Raw genomic sequence first — 26,325 nt, 5'->3', positions numbered from 1 at the left:
TCCACTTCCTGCAGCCACAGCGTGTCTGTTTCCTTTTTAAGCGCAGTCAGGCTGGCTGAACAGGCGCCATAACTTAGCCCTTTGCCTGTATCCTCATAACATTGGTTCCATTCGGACAGAAAATAGTTGAACACGAAACGGGAGCAGCCAATGGTCTTCCCAATCAAGATCTGTTGCTCCTTCGTGGGGTAGAGTCGGAACTTGTATGCTTTGTTGATGATCATGCTGCTTACCTCCTTCTACTATACATTATACACGAACGTGCGTTCGTCACCAAATGTGAAGGCGTAGGAAGTTCAAGGATTTTTCGACAAACAAATAGGCTGACGCCTACCGACATTCATCTCCCGCCTATTCATTGAGCTATGCCCCTATCATTCCTTGAGGCGGGAGTCTTCTGTCGGATTGAAGATAAAAAAGTGCCTACTTCTTATGGGGGCAACGACCGGCTATGATGGACATAGATAAGGAAGATGAGGGCATATCTATGGAAGAGGAGCGGGATCCATTGTTGGTTTTTTGGGGTTTGCTGGGGAACAAGTGGAAGTTGGCGATCATCAGTGTGCTGTTGACGAGGGAGTCCGCCTTTTGGGAACTAAGGTATCTGATCCACGAATGCCAAACGGAGCAGTTGGCTAAATGCCTGTGGGAGCTCCAACTAGACGGCATCGTCGCATCGGTGAGCTTTTGGGGTGGGGAACCTAAATATTATCTGACCGGCATCGGACGCTCCGCAGACTTGCTGTTTCATCATTAACGAAGGGGGAAAGGGAATGAAAGCAGTTGTTTTGAGACAGCCTGGCTCAACGGCTCATTTTGAGTATATGGATGTGCCTACTCCGGTCATCCGGCCGGGATGGTCATTGGTGAAAATAAAAGGCTTCGGCATCAATCGCTCGGAAATTTTTACCCGCGAAGGGAAGTCCCCTTCCGTTCGGTTCCCAAGAATACTGGGGATTGAATGTGTGGGGGTGGTCCATGAGACGAGCGATGCCCAACGTTTGCCCGTAGGCGCGAAAGTAGTCTCCATCATGGGTGAGATGGGGAGAGCTTTCGATGGCAGCTATGCGGAATATTGTCTGTTGCCGAATGAGCAAATCTATCCGATCGCGAGCGACCTACCTTGGCGGCTGTTGGCCGCCATTCCGGAGACCTATTATACGGCATATGGCTCCTTGCAGAATTTGCGCATCGAAGAAAAAGATACAGTTTTGGTTCGGGGAGCCACAAGCGGCGTAGGCGTTGCCTTCGCCAAATTGCTCAAAGCCTTGTTCCCCTCTGTACAGGTATATGGCAGCAGCCGTTCCTCGGAAAAACGAGCGTTGCTGCTGGCTGCCGGTTTCGATGGGATGATCGAAGACCGGGAAGGGATACTGCAGACCGATCAATCCTTCGATAAAGTGCTTGAACTGATCGGTCCCGCAACGATCAAAAATTCTTTTGCGCATATCCGCGAAGGCGGAATCATTTGCGTAACAGGCTTATTAGGCGGTGTCTGGGAGCTGCAACAGTTCGATCCGATCATGGAAATAAAGAACAACAGTTACTTGACGAGCTTCCATTCGGGGGAAGTTTCCGGAGAAAAGCTTGCCGAGGTGATCAAATTGATTGAAGCCAAAAAAGTGGATGCGACTCCAGAAATGATCTTTGCATTGGCGGATGTCGGGAAGGCGCATGATTACCTGCAGAGCGCCGATAGCTTTGGGAAAGTGATTGTTTTGAATGAATAGCCCACAGCGCAGCCTGCGCGATCGGGAGGGAAAGGAGGAGTGCTATGGTAAAGGATATCCAACTATATTTTGAGAACAGCTCGGACGTCTATTTTAAATATCTGAAAGAACACATCGTGATCAGTCTGCAAGCTTTGCTGATCGCAGCGCTTATCGGCATTTTATGCGGCTATTTTTGTTACCGCCACCCTCGCTTTGAAAAATATGCGTCCAGTCTCTTTCAAATGCTGAGGATCATTCCAAGCCTGGCCATTCTCTTCCTGCTGATTCCGATCATCGGTACGGGGACGAAACCGGCTTTGATCGCTTTAGTCATCTTAGGGATCCCATCCATTTTGTTGCATACCATCCTCGGGTTCAAGGAAGTACCGGAGCGGGTGGCTGAAACGGGGATAGCGATTGGGATGACCCAGAGGCAATTGTTGAGGAAAGTAAGGATTCCGCTGGCGCTGCCTTACATACTGAACGGTATCAAAATTGCATTGATCGAAATCATTGCCAGTGCGACTTTAGCGGCCAAAATAGGGGCTGGCGGATTGGGCAGTCTTATTTTCACGGGGCTTGGTTTGAATCGGACGGATTTATTGGTCATCGGCGGATTATCCGTAGCGGTGCTATCGTTGCTGTCCAGTTTATTCATTGAACGAATAGAAAAAATGATGATCACATAATGGGAAATGATGGAGGAGATAAAATGAAAAAGAAAAGAAATGTTTTAATGGGTTTATTGATGCTGGCTTCGCTGGCGATTGTAGCGGCTTGCGGGAATGGCGCAGCCGCGGAAGGGAAAAACGGGGATGGATCCGTCATCCGGATCGGCTCAAAGGATTTCACCGAAAATCTGATAGTGGCGGAAATTTATGCATTGGCTTTGGAGGATCATGGATACAAAGTCGAAAGGGTCCCTAACATCGCGAGTTCCGTCATCCACACAGCCATCATGAATGATGAGATTGATCTATACCCTGAATATACGGGGACCGGGTTGCTGGCTATTTTGAAGATGGATCTGATCACCGATCCGGCTGAAGTCTACAAAACGGTTAAATCAAATTATGAAGAAAAATACAACTTGACTTGGCTGGATTATGCCCAAGCAAATGACAGCGCAGGGATTGCGATCCGTACGGAAGTAGCAGAAAAATTAGGGATCAAAACACTTTCGGATCTACAAAAACATGCTGCTGAATTACGTTTTGCCTCTCAGGGGGAATTTGACGAGCGGGAAGACGGCCTGCCGGGTCTGGAGAAGGTTTATGGGGAATTTAATTGGAAATCTTCAACCGTGTACGACAACAGTTTGAAGTATGAAGTCCTGCTGAATGATGAGGCGGATGTTACGCCAGCCTATACCACGGAAGGGCAATTGGTCAATACGGATAAATTTACGGTATTGGAAGATGATAAACATTTTTGGCCCCCTTATAATTTGGCGCCGGTTGTGCGGGATGATGTTTTAGCATCAAACGAAGCGATTGCCGCCATTTTGAACGACATCAGCGCTAAGCTTGATACGGAAACGATGATTGCCTTGAATGCGAAGGTCGATGTGGATAAACAAGAATATGAAGAAGTCGCGCAAGCATTTTATGACGGATTAAAGTAGGAGGGAAAGCGATGCCTAAAACAGCCATAAAATTTCAAGCTGTCAGCAAGCACTTTGCGGATGCAAGCTATCCCGCAGTCGACAATGTCACGTTGACGATCAACGAAGGGGAATTCATCACCGTCCTAGGTTCTTCTGGATCCGGAAAAACAACCCTGCTCAAAATGGTAAATCGTCTATATGACTGCGACGGCGGGAAAATCGAGTTGTTTGACGAAGATATTGCCACGGTGGATGCAGTGGCATTACGGCGCCGCATCGGGTATGTTGTGCAGCATATCGGGCTGTTTCCGCATATGACAGTCGCGGAAAACATCGCGACTGTCCCCAAGCTTTTGAATTGGAGCAAGGAAGCCATTGTTGCACGTGTGGACGAATTGCTTACAACGGTCGGACTGGACCCGGAAGAGTTCAAAAGCAGGCATCCCAAACAGCTGTCGGGTGGACAGCAACAGCGGGTCGGCCTGGCCAGGGCTCTTGCCGTGAACCCGAAAATTATGTTGCTGGATGAGCCGTTCGGCGCCCTGGATGCCATTACGCGCCTGAATTTACAGAATGAACTGTTGAAGATCCATGGAGGCTTGAAGAAAACATTCCTATTTGTGACCCATGACATCAATGAGGCGTTTAAGTTAGGAAACAGGGTCATCATCATGAACGAGGGCAACGTTTGTCAGTTTGATACACCGAAGAATATAATGAACATGCCAGCTAATGCGTTCGTCAAGGAGCTGATCGACGCCGCGAGAGGGCAGGAGTCGTTTTGGGGTGAGCGGGCATGATCCAATATGCTCTGGACCATCCGGATAAGCTGCTGAATGCCTTAGGCGAACATATCACGCTCGTTATGCTGACGATGCTCCTTTCGATTGTACTGGCGAGCATCCTGACCATTTTATCCGCCTATTCCAAGCTGATCGCCAAACTGGTCATTCATTTTTTTTCAACCATGTATGCGATCCCGAGCCTGGCTCTCTTTGCGGTGCTCATCCCGTTCACGGGGTTGGGAAGCACGACTGCCATCGTCGGACTCACCATCTATTGCCAATATATTTTGCTGCGGAGCTTCAGTTCTGGCATAAACCAAGTCGATCCGACGATCGTTGAAGCGGCCAGAGGGATGGGCATGACACCCTTGCAAATCCTTTACAAAATCCAATTGCCTCTGGCGAAACGGTCCTTTTTGAGCGGCATCCGACTGGCTTTCACATCCACCATCGGCATCGCGACGATTGCGGCATCCATTAACGCAGGCGGGATAGGCGTGATCCTTTTTGACGGACTACGGACCATGAATATGGACAAACTTTTGTGGGGGAGCGTGCTTTCGACAGGATTGGCGCTAGCCACGAACGCCCTGATTTTGCTCGCTGAGAGAAAGATAAAAATCATTAACTGAGAAAGAAATATATTGCTTACACCGAAAAATCGCTGGAACAGATAGAACCATAGAGGATAGTGAAACCATTAAAGAGCCCGCCCTAGATCAGAAATCAGTTCTGATCTAGGGCGGGCTTTTCCGCATCCAAAATAGATGGGAGGTTGGCTATTTTTTGATAACTACTCTTTCGCCTCGCGGACGGCATAGTAATTCCCGTCGACATCCGGGAAATTGAAGGTCCGCGCGTCCCCGACCATCATGATGTCGCCGACCGGATGGTCATCCTTTGTAAAATGCTCATGCAATTCGTCGAAATTGGCGACATCGAACAACAAAGAAGGTTTATGTGCTGCCACTTCCGGGGAGTTCTTCTTGATGAAATCGATGTTGAACAGCTGCAGATTGCAGGTAGGACTTACGGCCAGAACGATGCTGATGGAGTCTCCGAAATCAAATCGTTCCGTTTCTTTGAAGTCCAAGTATTTTTTCCAAAAATCGGCATTTTCTTCAACCTTGTCTACGTAGAGCATGATATTTGCGGTCGTCATGGGCTTTCCCTCGCTTTTTTAATGGATGGTTGGAATATGAATTCATTATATTATTTTTTGGACAGGATGCCTAACGAGACGAACCGCTAGGCATAGGGCGAACAGCCTTTTACTAGAAATGCATAAAAGCCGGAACAAACCAGTTTTTCACTCCAGGTTGTTCCAGCTTCTCTTTTTCAGCAAGATGTCAGGCTATTTGTTGTTCGGGACGGGTTGAGTTGCGGTTGTGGAATCGATTGGGCGCTCACCATCTGCAAGCTTGGGAGAAATGCATTTTTCTAAAAAGGCGGAGCTGTGTTGGGCTGATGGTCTTCAGCGAGGGAGTGGCGTTGTTGCGTGGCGATCTTCAGGAAACGGTCAAAACGGAAAGTATGAATCGGCGCCTTTCCAGTCGACGGGATGGGTTTGATCGAGAACGGATTTGTAGAGCAATATTTCGTGTAACATCGCTCGTTTCCGATCAGGAGAGTCCCCTAAAAATCCCATCAAATTTCGGCATTCAAGGCAAAATAATTCGGCATCCTGCTCGTTCGGGAATAGATATTCCCTTGCGGTATCACTTGAATCCAGGTAGCGCAAGGTCACTTTGTTTCCTTCTTTGTTGATGTCTAAATGGTTAGTATTGATATCCATACGTGAGACCTCCATTATTGAGAAACATAAAACGACTACAATTATAAGATACCATTTAAATGTTAAGGCTAGGTATTTTCTTTGCGAAGAAAGTGTAAAGGAAATGTCCTTTTTTCTCCGTTCACAGAAATGAGCCTCCTATTTGGAACCCGAGTTCATGTATTCCCGTTCGACATCTGAATAAGGCACAATCCATAAGCCCAACATAAGCAACACGCCGATCATGACGAATATGGGGTTAACGAAACCCAACAGCAGGGACAGGACATTGATGATCAATGTATAGACGGTTTTCTTTTTGTCGGATAACAGTTTTGCGATCTTTGAATTTGCGCCGTTCACCTTGATGAGCTGTTTGGAAACTAACGCATAGGAGAGGTCGCACAGCAGGACGATGGTGCCGTAGAACATTTCCGGCGCGAAGGAGGAGAGATGTTCGCCGACCCATGCCGTCGCAAAGGGGATGAGCGATAAGAAAAACAGGAACAGGGTGTTCAGCCACATCACTTTGCCGTTGATCTTATCCGCGACCTGAAACATGTGGTGATGATTATTCCAGTAAATGCCCAAAAAGAAGTAGCTGATGACATAAATGAAAATCTTATTTCGGATTGCCCATAATCCTGCCCAGGTATCCCCTCCAGGAATGGACAGTCCCAGAACCATGATCGTCATGAGAATGGCGATGATGGCGTCGGTAAAAGCCTCGAGTCTTGATTTGCTCATAGCGGTATTCCTTTCTAGGGTGGTTGAACGACTAACGGCTATAATCGCGACGACCGGTCTCATTATTTTTCTTTCATTATAAGCGATAATTCCTTTCAACACAAAAGACTGTACCCCCTGGCGCATGATGTAAGGCACGCGTCAGGGGGTACTCCATTAAAATCAGATGTTCTTTTGTTGAGTGGGATTATTTGTCGCCGACCGTGAAGCGCTCTTGATGATGGATCGGATGCTCGAGTTCATCCAGGATGGCAGCGGCCATGGTGCCGGTTGTTGTGTGGGACGCACCATCGGAAGCAAGCAACAATTCGTCTTTGCCTAGGATGATGCCTTTGTTTTCACCCGGTTCGAAGGTGGCGGAAGGGGAGACGCCGACCCAGTTGACGTTGTTTACTTCTCTAAGAAACTGCAATTCCTTCCATTGGTATTCGGGAATGCCGATCCACTCTTCGTGCCCAGGTATCTCACGGATGTCATCAACGAATAGATGCTTGTCTTCGCCAGTCAGCAGACTGCCCGCACCAAGGATGAAAACGAGGCGAGGCGAATCGGATTCCCGTAAAAGAGCAATCAGTTTAGCTGCTAAATCGACATGCCGGTAGGCTTTGGCAGGCTCTGTGGCAAAGGCGTTGACGATGGCATCGAAGGCAACCAGGTCCTCCTTCGCCAAATCGAAGGCATCTTTTGCGAGGATGGCCGCTTCAGACCCAAAAAGGTCTTCCGCTTTTTTGTGATTTCGCACGATGGCGGTTACCTCGTGGCCACGCTTCGTCGCTTCCCAATAGATTGCGCGGCCGGCATTTCCGTTTGCGCCAATAATTCCGATTTTCATTAAAAAACCTCCCTAAATTGGATGACTAGAGACAGAACAATATACATACGAATCAAAGTTTATGGCAAGGTATTGTGCATTTATCTTTTTAGGGTGACTACTGTAAGTTATCTCTAAATTAGCACAAATACTGAGAATCGTACAGTTGGAGCATCGTCAGGAAGGATTGCCGAGAGGGGAATCCTGCTGATGAGGAGAAGCACGCGTCCTTGCGTTCAGTCCTAAGGAGTCCTGTTCTTTTTTGCTGCGGTTGAGCGAACAGGACAATCTGGGCGCCCGCTATCTATTACCAATTGGAACAACTAGAGAAGGCAAAGGAGCTCCATACGCGCTTTGATGACGATTCCGCCCCAGATGCTGTTGCCGCTTATTCTGCTTTCCTTAAAACAGGGGGATGAGCTGAGCGCGAAACGCTATTACAAGGAGTTGCAAAAGACAAACAAAGACTGCAGAAAAGTTTTCGGAAAAAGGGATTTCGATCTGGAAAAGATGGTGGAAGCAATCGAGGACTTCACTTACAGACCGTACAGCGAAGATGACATCTATCTGGCAATCTCCCATGTTTTGACGGATTTCGCGTTTGTGCCAAACGTGTACTACTACGAATGGTTGAAGAAAAATCTGATCAAAAATGCCGCTCCCAAGAAGGGGATCCAGAAAAAGAAATAAGTGGCTCGCAAAAGAGAGCCGCATCCTTCATTCATTGCAACAAAAAGCTGGCAACGGATCGGTATGAAGCGACCGGTTGACAGCTTTTATTTTTTGAATCATTCCATTTCCAGCAAGCGTTCCATCGCAACCAGCACGCCGTCTTCGTTGTTGGAAGCAGTCAAGTATTTGGCAGCCTGTTTCACTGGCTCGGCGGCGTTTGCCATCGCAAAGCTGTAGGCCACATGCTGCAGCATCTCGATATCGTTGCCGCTGTCGCCGAAAGCGGCGGTCTCCTCGTCGGAAATGTGCCATTCCTTCTGCAACAGCTGGATACCGGACGCTTTGTGCAGGCCGGGAATGATGAAATCAATGGAGCCGTGTCCGCTCGAAACGGGGGATACGACATCGCCGACTTCTTTCCGGAAGTGTTCCAACAATTCCGGCAATTCGGCTTCCTGAAAGTTCGCCGTAAATTTAAAGATGGTATCTTCGATGCCGGAAAAAGAAGCGACTCTCTTTAAGCGGTGATAATATTCGCGGGTCTTTTCATAGAAATAATCGGATGCGGAAAGGTCGACATAGGCGCTGTTTTTCCCGCAGACGACCAGCTGGGGATAGGCGTTCAAGTCCCGGAAAATCTTCAGTACCTTTTCGATGGTTTCCGCAGACATTTCCCCGACGGAAAGCTCCTTGTTTCTGTCCACTACGTAGGCGCCGTTTTCTGCGACGAACGCAATGTCATTCTGTATTTCCGGGAAAAAGGAACGCAGCTGGTAATATTGATTGCCGCTTGCCACGACGAACCGGATATCCTTCTCCACCATGCGCTGATACAATTTGTCGAAACGTTCCTTGTTATAGCTTTTGCGGCTGTTCAAAAATGTGCCATCCATATCTACCGCAATCAGTCTGATTGGCATTCTGACGCCCCCTTTTGGTATTGGAATAGATTCCGTAGCCGAATTGCCCGCAAGTTGTATGTGTCAATCATGCCTGTTAGGCGAAATCTGTAAAAAACGGAATCGTCCTTCGTGTTGATGGTATCCATTTTAACACAAAGGTACCTGAAACTAGAGGTAAGACCCTCGGAAATACAGTTGTGAACGAATGTGCAAATGGGTTCGTTCGTGGTATAATTGATGGTGACAGAAGCAGTTGGAAAGCATCAGCTGACGACAAAAAAGGTTGTTGCAAGCGGCAGGATTCCGAAAGATAAGGCAATCATGTTATATTTTGGATGATGATGGAGAGGGGCTTTTTTCAATGGATAAAAAAGAATTGGACCTGATACTGAAACACTTCGGGCCCGAAAAAGAGTTTATTGGAGATGGGTACTTTAGGATCAGAGAAAAAGATAGCAATCGCTATGAAATGGCGTATTTGGCACCGGCATGCTGCGGCACGTCTACCTATCACCCGCAAATTACCATTCGTGTTGAGGATGAAAAAATTATTCCGGAGTTTTTGATGGACATGGAAGAAACGCCGATTAAAAATATAAGTTACTCGGATGAAACGAGCGAAGTACTGGAACAAGAGCTGGATAAGTTATGCAGCAAGTTTTTAGCGGTAAAAAACCTGACAGTATAGCAGGGAATGAGCGGGCTGCCTCGAAATGAGGTGGCCCTTTCGCATCCAGAAAACAAATGAAAGCGCTGTAGAAATTTAGCGAATAGCCTTTAAATAATGGCTCGATAATGCGATAATGGAAATATAATGATAGTGAGAAATAGCGTGTTCGGGCCAAAGAGGGGCGGAAGCCTAGGTTTAAGGAGATTGGCTGAGTGAGAGACGGTGCGATATCCTTCTGCATCAAAATCCTATTTTTAAGGGGTGAGCTTTATGCAAGAAAATAACAATGAAGCATTCATGGGCTATTTTAATGACATCGAGACATTTTTTAACGAGAAGTATAAACCCGACAGAGGCAAACAGTATTACAGCTTCTATGAATTGGTGGAGAACGCTTCGCGCTACGACCGTTACGTCAAATTAAAGAAAGATACCTTTCAAGTGCTGGGGGATCTGCGGAATTTCTTGAGCCATGGCAATCAGAAGGATTTGGTGATCATCACCGATGAGTCTTTGGATCTGATCAAGGAAGTGCATGGTCAGTTGCTGCGGCCCATTACAGCCTTCGACATCAAAACGAATGAAGTGAAATTCTTTGAGGAATCGAGTCGTTTGGCCGCTGTTTTGGATCTCATCCGGACCAAGGACTACACCAAATTCCCCATCAAGAACAAAAACAACGAAGTCGTCGGCTTGCTGACGGACAACGGCATCACCCATTGGCTTGCCCAACATGCCGAGGAGGGCACCGTTTCATTGGGTGAAGCGACCGCCAGCGATATTTTAGCGTTGGATGAAAACAAGAATAATTTTGCCTTCATCAAGCGAGAGGCGACGATATACGAGGCAGAAGCCGAATTTAAAGATAAAAATATCGAGGCGCTGCTGGTTACGCAAAACGGGAACAATAAAGAACCCATTCTCGGCATCATCACACGGGTCGATCTATTGGAGCAGTTCAAATGAAAGCGGCTGACCGGAACTGAAATGGACAAAAATAAGGCATCCTCAGCAAAAAAGGGATGGCTTATTTCTTTTGGGGAAAAAACTTATTTTTCCACTTCGTCGTTCATTGTTTCCGCGAGGCTATTTTCATCTTTAAGGTTCGGCTGTTGTTTGATATAATGGAATCTGGTCACGGTTAACATTTCCCACAGATACCTTCCGTCGAAGTCTTTGTCCAACTAAGATGACAGGGTATGTAAGAGGGTGTTGGCGGGTGGCCTTTTTTCATGTGAATTTATACACAAAATAATGCTGCAAAGCGTTAGCGTGGATTACGCATTTGTTTCGGCTAAAAAGTTGCGTCCGTTACCCGAAGGCAACTGTAAATAAGTCTGTGTAGATGAGCCTGGTTTGCGGGGCTTGTCTACCTTTTTTGGATTCAGCCCAGCCATTTTCCGATTCCCGGAAATCGATTGGGCTCAGATGAACTATGAATGAAAAGGGTTACAAGCTATACTCATTTATGTAAGGAGGACCTACATGTACAATAATCGATTATTAATACTCCTGAAAAAAATCATTGCCATGCCGCAGATGTACTTTTGGGAACTGGGCTTGAAGTTAAACGAACCGACAACCCTGCTCGTTCAAGACTTAGCTACCTTGAATGAGTTGTTGTCCAAAAATAATTTCCCGACGGTTTACTTCGATGCTGAAAAATACGCCGTTCCCAAAACCTTGATCGCCATGGAAGCCGAGCTTCAAACCGCTTTTTCTTCACCGCAGATCTATTTGGATGAAGAAGAGCGAGTGTACATGATTTACCTCTATACCTTCATTCGAAAAGAGTTCATCTCTAATTTTCACTACCAAGATTTATTGAAGGTAAGCAAAAACACAACGTTATCGGATATCAAACGCTTGCGCTGTAAATTGTCCGAGTATCACCTCACCTTAGAATATCAACGTTCCAAAGGATATTTTTTGGAAGGACAAGAATTCGACAAACGTTTGATGGCTTTTCACAGCATCAGCCGATTGCTGCAACATGCTTCCGGCAACTGGGCGTTGAACTACATCGTCGAAGATTGGCAAGAAACCATCGAATTGGAACCGATCATCCGCATCATCAATGACTATTCTGCGGAGCGTAAGATTCAATATGTTGAGGAAAGAATACGCGACTCGCTTTATTTGATCCTTTACAATCGCATTCGCGTGCAGCGTGTCCAAGGGCAGTTAGCTTTCACGCAAAAACAACAAGAAATCTTGGATAACAGTCCTTTATGGGACCTTGGTGAAGAGGTCTATCACCATCTTTTCAAAGACGAGGATAGATGCGGTGCGCAAGATGAGATTCGCTTTATTGTGATGTTGTTTCTGGGAACTATCGAAGGCAAATGGGAAGGCAGCGAAGATGAAGTCCTTAAAGAATTGACAATGGACATCATTTCCGAAATGGAACGCATTTCTGTCGTCAGCTTCAACAGGAAAGATGAGCTTTTTAAAAATCTATACCTTCATCTTGTGCCGGCCTACTACCGCATTGTCTTTGGGATTGAACTTGACAATGTTTTGGCGGACCTTATCCAAGAAAAGCATCAACGCCTATTCATATTGGTTAAACGGGCGTTGCAAGCATTGGCGGATTATGCAGAAAGGCCCATATCCGATAATGAGATTGCTTACTTTACAATCCATTTCGGCGGGGAAATTGAAGGCCAGATCAATCGGAAAAATAATTATCGTGCGGCGGTCATCTGCCCGAGCGGAATCAGTTCTTCCCTGATCCTTTTATCGGAACTGAGGCAGCTGTTCGGGAATATCAAGTGGATAGAAGGGCACAATCTGGACAGCCTCTATGCGCTTGACCCAAATGAATATGACCTCGTATTTTCAACTGTCTATGTAGAGTCAACAAAGCCTGTATTCATCGTAAATCCGATGATGAATGCGGAATCGAAAAAGCATCTTGTGCGTACGGTTTTATCCGTTTTTCCGGTGGATAGTTACTTAGGGCCGGATTTGAATGGACTGATCGACGTCATCAAGAAACACGCAAAAATAGAAAACGAAGGGGCTTTGCGGAATGAGTTGCGAACGACTCTTTATCCAACGAAAGCCTACGGAAGGAGAAATGAACCTATGTTGAAAGACTTATTAGTTGCCGAGACCATTCAGTTCGCCGATCATTGTTCTGATTGGGAAGAGGCAATCCGTTTTGCAGGAGACCCGTTGCTCAAAAATGACTCCATATCAGGGGAATACATTTCAGCAATGATCAATAAAGTGAAAGAATTTGGACCGTTCATTGACTTGGGGAAAGGGGTAGCCATCCCGCATGCCAGACCGGAAGAAGGCGTAAACCGAATCGGCATGGCCATGTTGAGGCTGAAGGAGCCCGTTCATTTATTGAATGACGCTGCCCATGCAGTCGATACTATCATCTGCATAGCGGCAATCGATAATCAAACGCATTTGAAAGCGTTGTCGGAACTGACGGGTATCTTAAGTTCCGAAGAAAAGTTAGCAGAATTGAAAGCGGCAACAACGAGCGAAGAAATAATAAATATGTTCAGCGAAGGGGAGATTATTTATGGTTAGATTTGGAGCAGCATGTGGTTCAGGATTGGGTTCGAGTTTTATGGTGGAAATGAATATTCAAACGATCTTGAAGGAAATGGGTGTCAATGACAAAGTGACGGTGCAGCATTATGATTTGAGTTCTGCCAGCCCAAGCGACGCGGATGTTTGGTTTGTGGGACAGGATTTAGAAAACTCTGCCGGGCATTTGGGTGATGTACGTTTCTTGAAGAGCATCATCGATATGAAGGAATTGCGCGAAAAAGTTACCCAAGCATGCACAGACAAAGGCTTGATCTAAAATAAAAAAACAGAAGAGGTGTAGAGATTATGAATGGAATATTAAAGATCCTGATTGACATTGCCAGCACTCCTGCCATTTTAGTGGCATTGATTGCCGTTTTAGGTTCCGTGCTTCAAAAGAAATCAACCGCTGATATTGTCAAAGGCGGCGTGAAGACGTTCGTCGGGTTCCTCGTTGTAACGGCAGGTGCCGGCGTCATCGTCGGTGCGTTGGCGCCTTTCGGGGAAATGTTCAAAGTAGCCTTCAATATGCAAGGGGTTATCCCGAACAATGAAGCAATCGTAGCCGTCGCATTAAATCAATATGGCACAAGTACAGCCCTTATCATGTTGTCAGGTATGATTTTCAACATCTTGATTGCACGTTTCACGAAGTTCAAATACATCTTCCTAACCGGGCACCATACCTTGTATATGGCGTGTATGGTTGCCGTAATCATGTCCGTAGCCGGCTTCACTTCAGTATCGCTTATTTTGCTGGGCGGTTTGGTGTTAGGGCTCATCATGTCCATATCGCCAGCGTTGGTGCAACGCTTCATGGTTGATTTAACAGGCAATGACTCGGTCGCTTTGGGACACTTCGGTGCCGTTGGCTATGCATTGAGCGGGTATGTCGGAAAATTAGTCGGGAACAAAGAAAAATCTACGGAAGACATCAACTTCCCTAAGAGCCTTGGTTTCCTGCGTGATTCCACAGTCAGCATCGCTATAACAATGACTGTCATCTACACCACGGTCGCCTTGTTCGCAGGCCCTACTTACATCCAAGAAAACTTAAGCAGTGGAACAAACTATCTTATCTTCGCTTTGCAACAATCCGGATCATTCGCTGCCGGCGTATTCGTCATCCTTGCGGGGGTTCGTTTGATCCTGAATGAAATCGTCCCAGCATTCAAAGGTATCTCTGATAAATTAGTGCCAAACGCAAAACCAGCCTTGGACTGTCCAATCCTTTATCCTTATGCACCGAATGCCGTATTGATCGGCTTCTTCTCAAGTTTTGTCGGCGGTCTTGTCAGCATGATCATCATGATCTTCACGGGTGGTATCATCATCCTTCCCGGTGTTGTTCCCCATTTCTTCTGTGGTGCGACTGCCGGTGTCATCGGGAATTCTTCCGGCGGTTTAAGAGGAGCCATTGCTGGGTCATTCCTGCAAGGTATGTTGATCAGCTTCTTGCCAGTATTCTTAATGCCGGTATTAGGCCAATTAGGTTTCGCTGGTTCAACATTCTCAGATGCAGATTTCGCTTCATCCGGTATCATTTTAGGGGTATTGGCCAACACGGGCGGAAAAACAGCAATCATCATCGGAATCGGTATTGTTGTTGCCATCCTTTTTGGATTGACAGCGCTCGATAAAAGCAAAAAGACAGTAACCGCAGACTAAAGGAGGGTATGGAATAGATGAATAGCACCGAAATGAAAAACTTTGCAGACCAGATCCGTTACTACACATTAAAGGAATTGAACTTTATGGGTTATGGTCATTACGGCGGCAGTCTCTCGATTGTAGAGACGCTCGCCGTCCTATACGGCAATCACTTACAGGCAAGTCCGGAAACGAAAGATGACTTGGATCGCGACTTTTTCGTCCTATCGAAAGGGCATGCCGGTCCAGCCTTATATGCAACGTTATTCCTGAAAGGGTACATTCCGGAAGAGTGGCTTTATACACTGAATCAAAACGGAACCAGCTTGCCTTCGCACCCCGACAAAAACAAGACGCCGGGTGTGGACATGACCACGGGTTCTTTAGGGCAAGGAATTTCTTCGGCTACGGGCATTGCTTATGGCAATAAAATCGCCGGGCGTGAAAATTATACCTACTGTATAGTCGGGGACGGGGAATTGAACGAAGGGCAATGCTGGGAAGCAATCCAGTTTGCGGCGCATAGACAGTTGGACCATTTCATCGTATTCATCGATGACAACAAGAAGCAATTGGATGGCTATACAACCGAAATTTGCAACCCCTTTGATTTCGAAACGAAATTTTCAGCCTTCGGGTTCCATACGCTGAAAGTGGATGGCAGCTCGGTTGAGGCAATCAATAAAGCCGTTGAAGAGGCTAAAATAATGACCAGGAAACCGATCGCCATCATTTTGGATACCGTCAAAGGGCAGGGTGTTCCGTGCATCGAAGAGATGTACAGCAACCACCATATCCGTCTGGATGAAAAAATGAGAGAAGAAATCGAAGTAGTGACGGAAAGAATCGGCACTGAGATAGGAGTGAGATAAGGATGACATTTGAAGCAAAAATGGGTAAAACAGAAATGCGCGAGGTATACCGCAAATTCTTGCTTGAAAAAGCACGGAAAGATGAAAGTGTCGTTGTGTTGGAAGCGGACTTATCGAGCTCGATGTCAACAGACAAAATCAAGGATGAGCTTGGCGACCGGTATATAAACGTGGGCATCATGGAAGCCCAGGAGGTTTGTTGTGCTGCGGGACTGTCGGTGGCCGGATTCAAACCGTACATCCATACCTTCGGGCCTTTTGCCAGCAGACGTGTCTTTGACCAGATTTTCATCTCGGTGGCCTATGCTGGAACGAACGTGACCATCATCGGCTCGGATGCGGGGGTAACCGCCGAAGCGAACGGCGGAACGCATATGCCTTTTGAAGAATTATCCTTGCTCCGCTCCATTCCCCATGCGCACATCTATGAGGCCAGTGATGATAAATGCTTGCGCGCTATCCTGGAAGAAACATATCATACCGATGGATTGAATTATGTGCGGATGATCCGCAAAAATGCCATTGAAATCTATGAGGAAGGCGAAACATTTGAAGATGGCTACAAACTGTTGCGGGAAGGCAGCGATGTCAGCATCGTCGCCTCCGGAATCATGGTTGCGGATGCGTTGCAAGCCGCCGATCGCCTGGCGGCGGAGGGGATTTCGGCCACGGTCATCGACCTGTACCGCGTCAAACCGGTGAATGAAGCAGCCCTGTTGAAGGCTGCCGAAACAGGCGCCATCGTCACCGCCGAGAACCACAATGTCATCGGTGGGATCGGCAGTGTCGTAGCGGAAACCTTGGCCGAATTGAAACCGACTCTGCAATACCGCGTCGGTGTCCGCGAAGCCTTCGGTCAAGTAGGGCAGGCAGACTACTTGAAGGAACAATACGGCTTGACGGCAGAAAACATTGTCGCCCAAGCCAAACGATTGGTTGAACAGAAAGCCAAAATCAGTGTAAACGTATAGCGAAAAAAGGTAATGAGCATCAGGATTTCCTGTTGCTCATTACCTTTTTTCAATTAGCAAATCATCATTTCTTCTTTTCGCTGGATACATACTTTTGATGCGTAATAAGATTAGAATGACGATGGGAATTTTTTATGCGGCAAAAGGAGGAATTATGAAAAGGATACTCAAAAGGACAATAAAAAACCCGCTCTCGATAAGGGGAACGGGCATTTTTATATATTAAATTATTGACATGCAATTAATGAAAAATATCGAGCGTTTTCAAATGCGTGGCATATGTCCCTAGGTTCGAGTTGATGGCGTTCCGATAATCGGATTGGCAGTTTGGGTACTTGACTATTCCATCTGTTGGTTGATTAAGCTTCCATTTCTGAAGCGATTAAGTTTAAAAAAGAAACAGCGCATATGGTGAATGTTATTAATGCTATTAGTGAGTACATATTCATCTTCCTCTCTTCTATCTTTTTATTTATAATAAACCAATGAAAACAAAATGTAAACAGTGTAATAAATTTGAAAGAGTTTTCAGTTCAAATTATTTATTTCACAAAAACGGGAAGAGGTGAAACGATGACGGATATGCGAAATAAACCACCAATCGTGGAGGAGGATCGGGGATGAACTGTAGCAGTTTGAGGATACAGGAGTAACTGGGAGAATGAAAAAACGTTTGAAGATTCCATTTTCCCAACGGCAAAGTTGCCCTACAACAAAAGGAGCCGTCTTGGCGCAATGCGAGAAATGACCAAGTATAGACGGGGAAACTTGTCGGCTGTACAGCCCGTAAGGCGCATGACGAAGAATGTCGACAAGCAGTATGAGGGGAAACTTCACGTACGGTTTGATGAAGGGAACCTTAAAGTAAAACAACGACCCACAAAGAAGTCGTTGTTTTACTTTCAATTTTCTACTCTATTGCATGGCGGTGAATCGGATCCTGTTGGCTATTCTTTTTGGATAATAATTTTGTGATTCCTACGCATCCCATAAACAATGTAGAAAGGTTATGCTGTTACCGACTCTCCATTTAGAATGACACGATAGTCGATAGCCGCTTTCAAGGAGTCAGCTACCATACAATACTTTTCGCGGCTGCTTTTAAGGGCAAACAGGACTTTTTGCGCGGCGATATCGCCGTCAATGTGACAGGTCAAAGTGATTTTTTCGAATCCTTTTGGAGGGGCATCGAATCGTGTCCCTTCTGTCTGAATGGAAAAACGGGTGATTTTGTCCGAGTAATTTTTCAAAATGACGATCATATCAATGGCGGTGCAGCTTGCAAGGGCAGATAGGATTGCTTCTGCCGGTGTCGGCGCAATGGCATAACCATCGCCGTTGGAACTTAATGTTATTTCAAAATTAGAATCACCTTTTGATACAAAGGCATGACCATCCACCCAATCGGTAGTAACGTTCATCTGTAAAACCTCCATTTACTTTATTGTCTTCTACTATATAAAGGTAAAACCCAAAATGCAACTGTTTCCGGGGTTGGTCAAATGTGCTGCGCCATAAGCCGCGGAATAAGATGGGCTCATTCCGTGTTTTGTACCTCAACACTGGGGGTTCCCCGCCTCTATTGGCCGGTCATGGTGTTCGGAAAAAACTATCAATATCGTTCGGAAATGCTTATTATTCAAGCGCGAGCAACTATGGTAGTCTGATAAATGCAGGTTAATCGAAGACAGCGATGACTGGAAGGCATCTGGTTATAAAAATGTCTAACGTTGGCTCTCGTGTTTATGAGGGCTGAACGGAAAGACAGGGTAGATTTTGATTGAAACCTGAGAAAAACGATTGAGGGGCAGATAAGGATGAGAAGATTTCAAAATAGATTATGGACGTTGGTTCCATTGGCCGCTTTTGTTTTGTTGGCGAGCGGCTGTGGCAAAAACGCTTCAGAAAGTGCAGGCGATACTTCGGAAGCGACAAAACAGGTTTTACATTTGTCCGAAACGGGGGACATGGACTCGTTGGATTCCATGCATATTTCGACAATGGTTGCTTTCAATACGCTAAACAATGTATTCGAAGGATTGGTGGGCTATGATCTGGACGGCAAGCTGATCGCGACAGGGGCGGAGGCTTTGCCGGAAATCAGCAGTGACCAAACGGTTTATACGTTTAAAATTCGATCCGACGCGAAATGGTCCAACGGAGAAGATGTGACGGCTGACGATTACGTCTACACTTGGCAAAAGATTGTCGATCCCGCTGTAGGATCAGGCTATTCTTATATGGTCGATGGGGTAATCAAAAATGCTGCCGAAATTTATGCTGGCGAAAAAGCGGTCAGTGAATTAGGCGTCAAAGCCATCGATGATAAGACATTGGAAGTGACGTTGGAAAAACCGACACCTTACTTTATGCAACTGTTGACGCTGCCTTATTTCTTCCCGCAAAACCGCACCTTTGCGACCGAAAAAGGGAACGAATACGGCATTGCTTCCGATAAGATTCTCTATAATGGACCGTTTGAAGTGACGGACTGGAGTGCCGCTAAGGGTGGTGCGTGGAAACTGGTTAAAAATGAGGATTATTGGGATAAGGGGAATGTAAAACTGGATGAAGTTGATTTCCAAGTCATCAAGGATACCGAAACGGGCGTGAATCTTTACAAATCCGATGAGTTGGACCGGGTGCCGCTCAGCGGTAATTTTGTCCAAGAATTCCAAAGTGATGCCGATTATGCGGAACGCCTGAAATCGCGGATCAATTACATTGAAATGAACGAAACGACAACCGAATTGGCGAACCAAAACATCCGCAAAGCGCTGGCTTTGGCTATCGATACCGCGCAATTCACAGAAAATGTTCTGCAGGATGGTTCCATTGTCAGCACCGGTTATGTGCCGGTCGGCTTGGCGAAGAATCCTGAAACGGGCGCGGACTTCCGTGCAGACGCCGGTGATTTGGTGAGCTATAACCTTGCAACGGCGCAACAGGCTTGGCAACAAGGCTTGGCTGAAATCGGCCAAAAGGCAGTGACGTTGACGCTAACGATTTCGGATACAGAAGAGCACAAGAAGTTGGCGGAATTTGTGCAAAGCCAACTGCAGGAAAACTTGCCGGGATTGACCATCGAAATCAAAGCGATGCCTGAAAGTTCGCGGATCGCCAATGTAAAAGCAGGCGACTATCAACTGGCAGCGGCTTATTGGGAAGCGGACTTTGCGGATCCGATCAATTATGTGGAACGCTTCGCGTCGGATACAAACCGCGGACATTACTCATTTGCAGATGTTGATGCGCTTGTTGCGCAATCGAAAATGGAATACAATGACGTCAACGCACGTTGGGCGACGTTGGTGAAAATTGAACAGGCCGCGTTGGGGGAACATTATGTACACATCCCACTTTACCAATCATCTGAAGCATACTTGCAAAAAGCCTATGTGAAGGATATCTATACGCCGGTATCCGGACCAATCAGTTACCGCTATGCTTCTGTCGCCACTGAGTAGAAGCCCCCTGATCAGGGTTACGCTTGTGGGCGGAACTTGAATCAGTACGCAAACGCAGAATAACCATAGTCAGAAAAAGCACCCTGTACGATCATTCGCTGCAAAACGAACGGATCTACAGCGTGCTTTTTTAGCGCTCGCGTGCTCGGCGAGCCTTTATGGATTGGGCGCAGATTTCGGGAATTTGGCACAGCACCCAAGCAGCTCTTGCAGTGTGGGAGTCGACAGAGATTTACGGAACCGTGAGAGACCCTCCCAAGGGAAGGACTATCGGAAATTTGCATTTTGTGATGTGGGGACCTAGTCTGTCACGAAGGGCGATGACTGCGGAAAAGCACGGGGACTTTTCCGCAATTTCCTTTCATTATCGCGGATAATACTTGTTTATTACCCGGTTAAATGGTACATTCTCATTACAATTTAATGTTTAAATAGGAAGAAGGTTGCACCAATGAATTATGTATTTATTTCCCCACACTTTCCGCACAATTTCCAGCGCTTCGCCACCGGTTTGAAGCAAGCGGGCGTGAACGTCTTCGGCATCGCCAGCGAACCGTACGACCTGTTGGAAAAAGACTTGCGCGATAGTCTGACGGAATATTATCGCGTTAACGATATGGAAAATTATGACGAGATGCTCCGTGCCGTGGCCTATCTGACCTACAAGCACGGCAAGATGGACCGGATCGAATCCCACAACGAATATTGGCTGGAGAGCGATGCCCGTCTGCGCACCGACTTCAACGTCTTCGGCTTCAAAAATGAAGACATGGCCTATGTGAAGCATAAATCGTCCATGAAGGAAAAATTCCAGGAAATCGGTCTGAAGGTTGCGCGAGGGCGGGTTATCGGTGACTACGAGGATGCCTTGGGGTTGTGCCGCGAATACGGTTATCCGGTCTGCATCAAACCAGATTCGGGCGTCGGTGCGGCGGATACGCACAAAATAAATTCCGAATGGGACCTGCAGCATTTCTACCATGTGAAGAATCCCAACGAATCCTACATTCTGGAGGAGTTCATCGACGGGCAGATCGTCACGTACGACGGGCTGACGGATGCGTCAGGGAATATCCTTTTCGATGCAACGCTCGTCTATGACAAAGCTGTCCTGGAAATAGTGGCGGACAATGCGGATATGTATTACTATGTGGACCGGCACATGCCGGAAGACCTGCGCGAAGCGGGGGCAAAGCTCGTCAAAGCCTTCCATCTGCAGGAGCGTTTTTTCCATTTTGAATTTTTCCGTTTGCCGGATGGCAGCCTGGTAGCTCTGGAAGCGAACCTGCGTCCGCCTGGCGGGCACACGTTGGACATGTGGAATTGGGCCAATGATGTAGACTTGTATGCGGCGTACGGCAATTTGGTCGGAAATGGACATTTCAATGTCACTATGAGACGTCCTTACTACTGCTGCTACGTCAGCCGTAAGGGAGTCCATCCGTACCTCTTCAGCCATGAAGATGTGATGGAACGCTACGGCAACAATGTCGTGTTGTTTGAAGAGATGCCGGGCATCTTCGCCGCTGTAATGGGCGACTTCGGCTATGTCGTCCGTGCAGCCGAATATGAGGAACTGATGGACATCATCCGTATGATTTCCATAACGAACTAAGACAGGGGGAAAAAAGATGCACGCAGAACATTCATCACAATGGAGCAGCCACTTGGACCGCGAAATGCATTTCAATCGCTACGGGCACGCGGGCAAACCGATCATCGTCTTCCCTTCATCCGGCGGAAGCCAGAATGAATATGCCGATTTCGGCATGATCGCAGCCTGCAGCTGGTTCATCGAACAGGGGTTGGTGCAATTCTACACACCCGACAGCGTGGATAAAGAATCCTGGCTATGCGAATGGAAGAGTCCTTATGATCGGGCAAACATGCATGACCGCTATGAACAATACATCCTCCAGGAACTGGTGCCGCACATCAAATACCAGACCAATTACCACGGACCGCTGATGGTGACCGGCTGCAGCATGGGTGCCTACCACAGCCTGAATTTCTATTTCCGCCATCCGGATGTCTTCGACACCGTCATTGCCTTGAGCGGGCTGTATGACGTGCGCTACTTCTTCGGGGACTACCATGACCGGAACGTTTACGAAAATTCGCCGATCGATTATTTGTGGAACCAAAACGACGGCTGGTTCCTCGATAAGTACCGTTCCGGCAACATCATCGTCGCCGTCGGCCAGGGCAACTGGGAAGAGGTCAGCATCCGCGATACACACAAAATCGAGGAGGTTCTGCGCTTCAAGAACATCCCGGCCTGGATCGATTTCTGGGGACCTGATGTCCATCACGACTGGGAGTGGTGGCGCGTCCAAATGCCGTACTTCCTGGGGAAATTAATGGAACAAGACAAGCTGAAATAAGAACATCCCGTCTTTCCAGACGTTGATCTGGGAAGACGGGATTTTTTGCATCCGGTTTTTTACGGAAGCGAGTCCGGTGCGCGGATCTGAATGACTGACTCGGCTACCGGACTTTATTTTTTGGGACGCATCCCTTCCCGTTTCATTCAGCCTTGCTTAAGTGGTGATAACGAGAGAAAACGTTTAAATTGTTAATGTTCGGATAATCAGTGGAAGTCAATGGTCGTTTTCGCTATTTTTATTTAAAAAAATGTGATTTATGCTAATTTTGAAGATATCTTTGTGCTATAATGTTCGTGTAATTGGAGGGAGTCGGATTTTTTGGGCCTGTTACGGTCCTGGATAACCTGTTTTTCAAGAAAAGAAAGGCCGGTTTCTGGTTTTGTTGGACCAAGCATTGAGAAAAGGTAGCGGATGGTAACGCTTCACTTTTTTTGGCAGCGTTTTGCTAAGACAGAACAGATAAAATCAGCACTTGTAACCCTTTTTCATTTAGGAACAAATAGTGATCAGGAGAGTGTCATCTATGATTGAGTTTAAAAATGTCAATAAATATTACGGGAATTTCCAAGCGTTAAAAAATATTAATGTTACGTTTAACCAAGGGGAAGTAACGGTTATTCTTGGACCGTCCGGATCAGGGAAAAGTACATTGATCCGTTGCATCAACGCTTTGGAGGAAATTACAGAAGGCGAATTGCTCGTTCAGGGCAAAAATGTTCACGACAAAAAAACGGATATCACGGCTATCCGTAAAAATGTAGGGATGGTTTTCCAGCACTTTAATTTATATCCGCATAAAACCGTATTGGAAAATATTATGCTTGCACCTGTTAAAGCATTGAAACAGTCTCCGGAGCAAGCCAGAAAAACAGCTGAAGAACTCTTGGAAAAAGTAAACATGTTAGATAAAAAAGATGCTTATCCGGCTAAATTATCCGGTGGACAGCAACAGCGGATTGCGATTGCCCGTGGCTTGGCCTTGAACCCTTCCGTCCTGCTGTTTGATGAACCTACCAGCGCCTTGGATCCAGAAACAATCGGCGATGTATTGGACGTCATGAAAAAATTGGCCAAAGAAGGGATGACCATGATCGTCGTGACACACGAAATGGGATTTGCCCGCGAAGTTTCCGACCGTACCATCTTTATGGCTGACGGGGAAATTGTAGAAGATCGACCAAGCGAAGAGTTCTTTGAGGACCCTAAAGACGAACGTGCAAAACAATTCCTCAGCAAAATCATTAACCATTAATTTCAGGTGAAAGTAAGGTGCAAACGTAATGAAGAAAGTGAATAAAAAAATTGTGCTGCTGTCTGCATTATCCGCTTTCCTGCTGCTGAGTGGCTGTACAAAAGTATCGGAAGAAAGCGTCATGGATCGCATTGCACATGGCGATAAAAAGATCGTCTGGGCAACCGTTGTAACGACTCCCTTAATCGGTCAATTGAATGTAAACACAGGCGAAGTGGAAGGCCATGATGCCGATGTTGCGCGCGCGATTACGAAGGAGCTGACCGGATCGGCTGACAATGCTGAATTTGTCGAAGTTTCAAGCCAAAACCGGGTCGCGTTTGTAAAAAATAACATCGCCGATGCCGTCATCAGTACCATGACCATCACTGAAGAACGCGAAAAAGTAATTGATTTCACTGATCCCTACTATATCGGCGGGCAGGCGTTCATTGTGCCGGATGGTAGCGCTATTAACGGTGTTGCAGATTTAACCGCTGAGTCGGTCGTAGCCGGAGCAAAGGGAACGACGATGATGCTCAACATGAAAACGTTGGCTCCACAAGCGCAAACACGCGAATATGATACCGAATCAGAAGCCTTTACGACGTTGGTTGCAGGGCAGGCCGATGCCTACACATCGGATAACGTTATCTTGATGGGGATGATGTCACAGACACCGGGCTTCCACATGGCTGGCGGAAGATTGACGAATGAGCCATACGGCATAGCCATCAATGAAGATGATGATGCATTCTTGGCTGCCTTAAATAATGCGATTGCGAAGTTGAAAGCAGATGGCACGATTGCGGCTATCGATGACAAATGGTTTGGTGAGTTTGAATAGGGGAGTGACGTGAGTGTTTACTATTTTAGTAGAGTATTTTGATACCTTTTCGCTAGCTTTCCGCACAACGTTGATTGCTAGTTTGGTTGCGATGTTATTAAGTTTAATCTTTGGTACACTGTTAGCTGTTTTTCAAGTATCGAAAAACAAAGCTTTGAATAAAATTGGGAATTTGTATGTGGAATGTTTTAAAAATATCCCATTATTGGTGATAACGATGTTTTTCTACATCGCCATTCCCTTGGTCTTAGGCGTTAAAATGAACGGTATGGCGGCAGGGACAATCGGGTTGACGATTTATTCGACAGCGTTCATTGCCGATGTCGTCAGAACGGGTATTCAGGCCGTTCCGGCTGGGCAGATGGAAGCCGGATTGGCGACGGGCCTGAACTACTGGGAAACAATGGTTAATATTGTGTTGCCGCAGGCCTTTAAGATCGTCATCCCACCGTTGGGCAATCAGTTCATCACATTGGTGAAAAATTCTTCCGTATTAGGCTTTGTAGCGGGTGCGGACTTGATGTATGCCGGCGATCTCGTTTCCAGTGAAACGTTCAATATGATGGGAACGTATCTGGTCATCAGCTTGTTCTACTTGGTCATCACCTTGCCGTTGAATTATGTAATGGCATATGTTGAAAGAAAAATGGAAGTCGCATAGGGGGGAGAAAGTTCATGTTCGATATAGTAGGTGCCTTATCAGGCGGAAATATTACATATTTATTGAAAGGTGTCGGGAACACGGTGTTGCTCTCTGTGTTGGCCATTGCGCTCAGTTTTGCTGTTGGTTCTGTACTGGGGATCATCCGCTTTGTGAAAATCCCCTTTCTTTCTAAAATTTTAGGTTTTCTGATGGATGTCATCCGAAGCATTCCGCTCTTATTGATCATTGTCGTGGCCTATTTCGGGTTCCCGCAAATGGGTTTCCGCTTCAGCACTTTTGGAGCAGCATTAATTGCGTTCACTCTTTTTGAATCATGCATGATTGCAGAAATCATTCGCGCGGGTTTGAAATCCGTCCATCGCGGGCAAGTGGAGGCCGGACTGTCAACCGGCTTGACCTATTTTGAAACGTTGTACCATATCGTCATTCCGCAAGGGTTTCGTGCGATGGTACCGTCGCTGGTGTCTCAATTTGTATCCTTGATCAAAGATACGTCATTGACCACCATCATCTCATTTTCTGAGATCACGTATCGTTCCAAAATCATTTATTCCATGAATTCCGCCTATGTATTACCGATGTATGTGGTTATGGGAATCCTGTACTGGGTTGTTTGCCATACCTTGTCTAGCTATTCCAAACGCTATGAAGTGGCATACCTGAAATGATGAATGCAAAGGAAGAGTGCACTACCTCTATCAAAAGGGAGGAAATGCACTCTTCTTTTCTGTATACTGGGATGATTGTGGAATGGAAAGAAAGAGGAGTCCTTTCGGCACTCTCGATAAATCACTAAAAGGATTCACTGGCTATTAGGAAAGGGGTTAATAGCTGTTTGCAGATAAGTTTGAACTACCCCCACCTACGCATTCGCCTAGAGGTGGGGGATTCCTACGAACACCGAAGTATTCCCCGGTTAATTGAGTAGGCTATCCCCACAGATTCCTGCGGTTAGAAGCCTTAAGGCTTCATTCTTGATATTGATGCTTGCGTTCAGATCCCGGT

The 26,325-nt window shown here is 46.5% G+C and carries 28 protein-coding genes; 21 read left to right on the top strand and 7 right to left on the bottom strand.

Going from position 1 to position 26,325, the window contains the following annotated elements; genetic code table 11:
- Positions 1-224 (bottom strand): helix-turn-helix domain-containing protein (locus tag BM101_RS12440; RefSeq protein WP_177194514.1); only part of this gene is annotated, 224 nt, incomplete at its 3' end.
- A 227-nt stretch (positions 225-451) separates the two neighbouring features.
- Between BM101_RS12440 and BM101_RS12435 the strand changes: the two genes are divergently transcribed.
- Genes BM101_RS12435 through BM101_RS12410 form a run of 6 tightly spaced genes read left to right on the top strand, consistent with a single transcriptional unit; the run spans position 452 to position 4,735 of the window.
- The gene (locus BM101_RS12435; RefSeq protein ID WP_087033778.1) at positions 452-757 is read left to right on the top strand and encodes a winged helix-turn-helix transcriptional regulator; all 306 of its coding nucleotides are present in this window, start codon (positions 452-454) and stop codon (positions 755-757) included.
- A gap of 16 nt (positions 758-773) precedes the next feature.
- A complete protein-coding gene (locus tag BM101_RS12430; RefSeq protein WP_087033777.1) occupies positions 774-1,730 on the top strand; it encodes a zinc-binding dehydrogenase in 957 nt (318 codons plus the stop codon).
- Positions 1,731-1,774: 44 nt separating this feature from the next.
- Positions 1,775-2,401 (top strand): ABC transporter permease, encoded by a 627-nt coding sequence (locus BM101_RS12425; RefSeq protein WP_087033776.1) that lies wholly within the window; start codon positions 1,775-1,777, stop codon positions 2,399-2,401.
- A gap of 23 nt (positions 2,402-2,424) precedes the next feature.
- On the top strand, positions 2,425-3,336 hold the full coding sequence (locus BM101_RS12420) for a glycine betaine ABC transporter substrate-binding protein (RefSeq protein WP_087033775.1): 912 nt from the start codon (positions 2,425-2,427) through the stop codon (positions 3,334-3,336).
- An 11-nt stretch (positions 3,337-3,347) separates the two neighbouring features.
- Positions 3,348-4,118, top strand: coding sequence for an ABC transporter ATP-binding protein (locus BM101_RS12415; protein WP_087033774.1), 771 nt, complete (start codon positions 3,348-3,350; stop codon positions 4,116-4,118).
- Positions 4,115-4,735 carry an ABC transporter permease gene (locus BM101_RS12410; protein WP_087033773.1) on the top strand — a complete coding sequence of 207 codons (621 nt, stop codon included), beginning with the start codon at positions 4,115-4,117 and terminating at the stop codon, positions 4,733-4,735. The genes BM101_RS12415 and BM101_RS12410 overlap by 4 nt, the downstream gene beginning before the upstream one ends.
- Positions 4,736-4,896: 161 nt before the next feature.
- Here BM101_RS12410 and BM101_RS12405 read toward each other — a convergent pair whose 3' ends face one another.
- The 4 genes from BM101_RS12405 to BM101_RS12390 form a co-directional block, all read right to left on the bottom strand.
- A complete protein-coding gene (locus BM101_RS12405) occupies positions 4,897-5,265 on the bottom strand; it encodes a VOC family protein (RefSeq protein WP_087033772.1) in 369 nt (122 codons plus the stop codon).
- Between the two features lie 357 nt (positions 5,266-5,622).
- Positions 5,623-5,898, bottom strand: a complete 276-nt coding sequence (locus BM101_RS12400) for a hypothetical protein (RefSeq protein WP_087033771.1) — start codon at positions 5,896-5,898, stop codon at positions 5,623-5,625.
- A gap of 138 nt (positions 5,899-6,036) precedes the next feature.
- A complete protein-coding gene (locus BM101_RS12395) occupies positions 6,037-6,624 on the bottom strand; it encodes a TMEM175 family protein (protein ID WP_087033770.1) in 588 nt (195 codons plus the stop codon).
- Between the two features lie 187 nt (positions 6,625-6,811).
- On the bottom strand, positions 6,812-7,456 hold the full coding sequence (locus tag BM101_RS12390; protein ID WP_087033769.1) for an NAD(P)H-binding protein: 645 nt from the start codon (positions 7,454-7,456) through the stop codon (positions 6,812-6,814).
- A 333-nt stretch (positions 7,457-7,789) separates the two neighbouring features.
- On the opposite strand from BM101_RS12390, the gene BM101_RS12385 reads away from it, so the two are divergent.
- Positions 7,790-8,125, top strand: coding sequence for a hypothetical protein (locus BM101_RS12385; protein ID WP_143084472.1), 336 nt, complete (start codon positions 7,790-7,792; stop codon positions 8,123-8,125).
- 98 nt (positions 8,126-8,223) lie between these two features.
- Here the strand turns inward: BM101_RS12385 and BM101_RS12380 are convergent, their stop codons facing one another.
- Entirely contained in the window at positions 8,224-9,027 is an 804-nt protein-coding gene (locus tag BM101_RS12380; protein WP_087033767.1) for a Cof-type HAD-IIB family hydrolase, read from the bottom strand.
- Positions 9,028-9,370: 343 nt separating this feature from the next.
- Here BM101_RS12380 and BM101_RS12375 point away from each other — a divergent pair, with 343 nt between their 5' ends.
- The 7 genes from BM101_RS12375 (at position 9,371) to BM101_RS12345 (ending at position 16,724) form a co-directional block, all read left to right on the top strand.
- Positions 9,371-9,697, top strand: coding sequence for a hypothetical protein (locus BM101_RS12375; RefSeq protein WP_087033766.1), 327 nt, complete (start codon positions 9,371-9,373; stop codon positions 9,695-9,697).
- Positions 9,698-9,949: 252 nt separating this feature from the next.
- On the top strand, positions 9,950-10,645 hold the full coding sequence (locus BM101_RS12370; RefSeq protein ID WP_087033765.1) for a CBS domain-containing protein: 696 nt from the start codon (positions 9,950-9,952) through the stop codon (positions 10,643-10,645).
- Between the two features lie 519 nt (positions 10,646-11,164).
- Entirely contained in the window at positions 11,165-13,228 is a 2,064-nt protein-coding gene (locus tag BM101_RS12365) for a BglG family transcription antiterminator (protein ID WP_087033764.1), read from the top strand.
- Positions 13,221-13,508, top strand: coding sequence for a PTS sugar transporter subunit IIB (locus BM101_RS12360; RefSeq protein ID WP_087033763.1), 288 nt, complete (start codon positions 13,221-13,223; stop codon positions 13,506-13,508). The genes BM101_RS12365 and BM101_RS12360 overlap by 8 nt, the downstream gene beginning before the upstream one ends.
- Positions 13,509-13,537: 29 nt before the next feature.
- Positions 13,538-14,899, top strand: coding sequence for a PTS ascorbate transporter subunit IIC (locus BM101_RS12355; protein ID WP_087033762.1), 1,362 nt, complete (start codon positions 13,538-13,540; stop codon positions 14,897-14,899).
- Between the two features lie 17 nt (positions 14,900-14,916).
- Positions 14,917-15,753 carry a transketolase gene (locus BM101_RS12350; protein WP_087033761.1) on the top strand — a complete coding sequence of 279 codons (837 nt, stop codon included), beginning with the start codon at positions 14,917-14,919 and terminating at the stop codon, positions 15,751-15,753.
- Positions 15,754-15,755: 2 nt separating this feature from the next.
- Positions 15,756-16,724 (top strand): transketolase family protein, encoded by a 969-nt coding sequence (locus BM101_RS12345; protein WP_409373503.1) that lies wholly within the window; start codon positions 15,756-15,758, stop codon positions 16,722-16,724.
- 1,007 nt (positions 16,725-17,731) lie between these two features.
- Here BM101_RS12345 and BM101_RS12335 read toward each other — a convergent pair.
- Positions 17,732-18,145: an OsmC family protein gene (locus tag BM101_RS12335; protein ID WP_177194512.1), complete on the bottom strand. Its 414-nt coding sequence runs from the start codon at positions 18,143-18,145 to the stop codon at positions 17,732-17,734.
- Between the two features lie 396 nt (positions 18,146-18,541).
- Here BM101_RS12335 and BM101_RS12330 point away from each other — a divergent pair, with 396 nt between their 5' ends.
- The 7 genes from BM101_RS12330 to BM101_RS12300 all read left to right on the top strand — a co-directional run bounded on the left by BM101_RS12330 (position 18,542) and on the right by BM101_RS12300 (position 25,988).
- Positions 18,542-20,191: a peptide ABC transporter substrate-binding protein gene (locus BM101_RS12330; protein WP_087033758.1), complete on the top strand. Its 1,650-nt coding sequence runs from the start codon at positions 18,542-18,544 to the stop codon at positions 20,189-20,191.
- A 451-nt stretch (positions 20,192-20,642) separates the two neighbouring features.
- The gene (locus BM101_RS12325; protein WP_087033757.1) at positions 20,643-21,806 is read left to right on the top strand and encodes an ATP-grasp domain-containing protein; all 1,164 of its coding nucleotides are present in this window, start codon (positions 20,643-20,645) and stop codon (positions 21,804-21,806) included.
- 16 nt (positions 21,807-21,822) lie between these two features.
- A complete protein-coding gene (locus tag BM101_RS12320; protein WP_087033756.1) occupies positions 21,823-22,575 on the top strand; it encodes an esterase family protein in 753 nt (250 codons plus the stop codon).
- Between the two features lie 526 nt (positions 22,576-23,101).
- Positions 23,102-23,830, top strand: coding sequence for an amino acid ABC transporter ATP-binding protein (locus tag BM101_RS12315; protein WP_087033755.1), 729 nt, complete (start codon positions 23,102-23,104; stop codon positions 23,828-23,830).
- A gap of 28 nt (positions 23,831-23,858) precedes the next feature.
- Positions 23,859-24,656 (top strand): transporter substrate-binding domain-containing protein, encoded by a 798-nt coding sequence (locus BM101_RS12310; RefSeq protein ID WP_087033754.1) that lies wholly within the window; start codon positions 23,859-23,861, stop codon positions 24,654-24,656.
- A gap of 13 nt (positions 24,657-24,669) precedes the next feature.
- A complete protein-coding gene (locus BM101_RS12305) occupies positions 24,670-25,317 on the top strand; it encodes an amino acid ABC transporter permease (RefSeq protein ID WP_087033753.1) in 648 nt (215 codons plus the stop codon).
- A gap of 14 nt (positions 25,318-25,331) precedes the next feature.
- Positions 25,332-25,988, top strand: coding sequence for an amino acid ABC transporter permease (locus tag BM101_RS12300; protein ID WP_087033752.1), 657 nt, complete (start codon positions 25,332-25,334; stop codon positions 25,986-25,988).
- The last annotated feature ends 337 nt before the right edge of the window (positions 25,989-26,325 follow it).

The sequence above is a fragment of the Trichococcus palustris genome (assembly GCF_900114465.1).
Lineage (GTDB): Bacteria > Bacillota > Bacilli > Lactobacillales > Aerococcaceae > Trichococcus > Trichococcus palustris.
The sequence above is the reverse complement of the archived record's forward strand: the minus strand, read 5'-3'. Positions and strand labels throughout refer to the sequence as shown.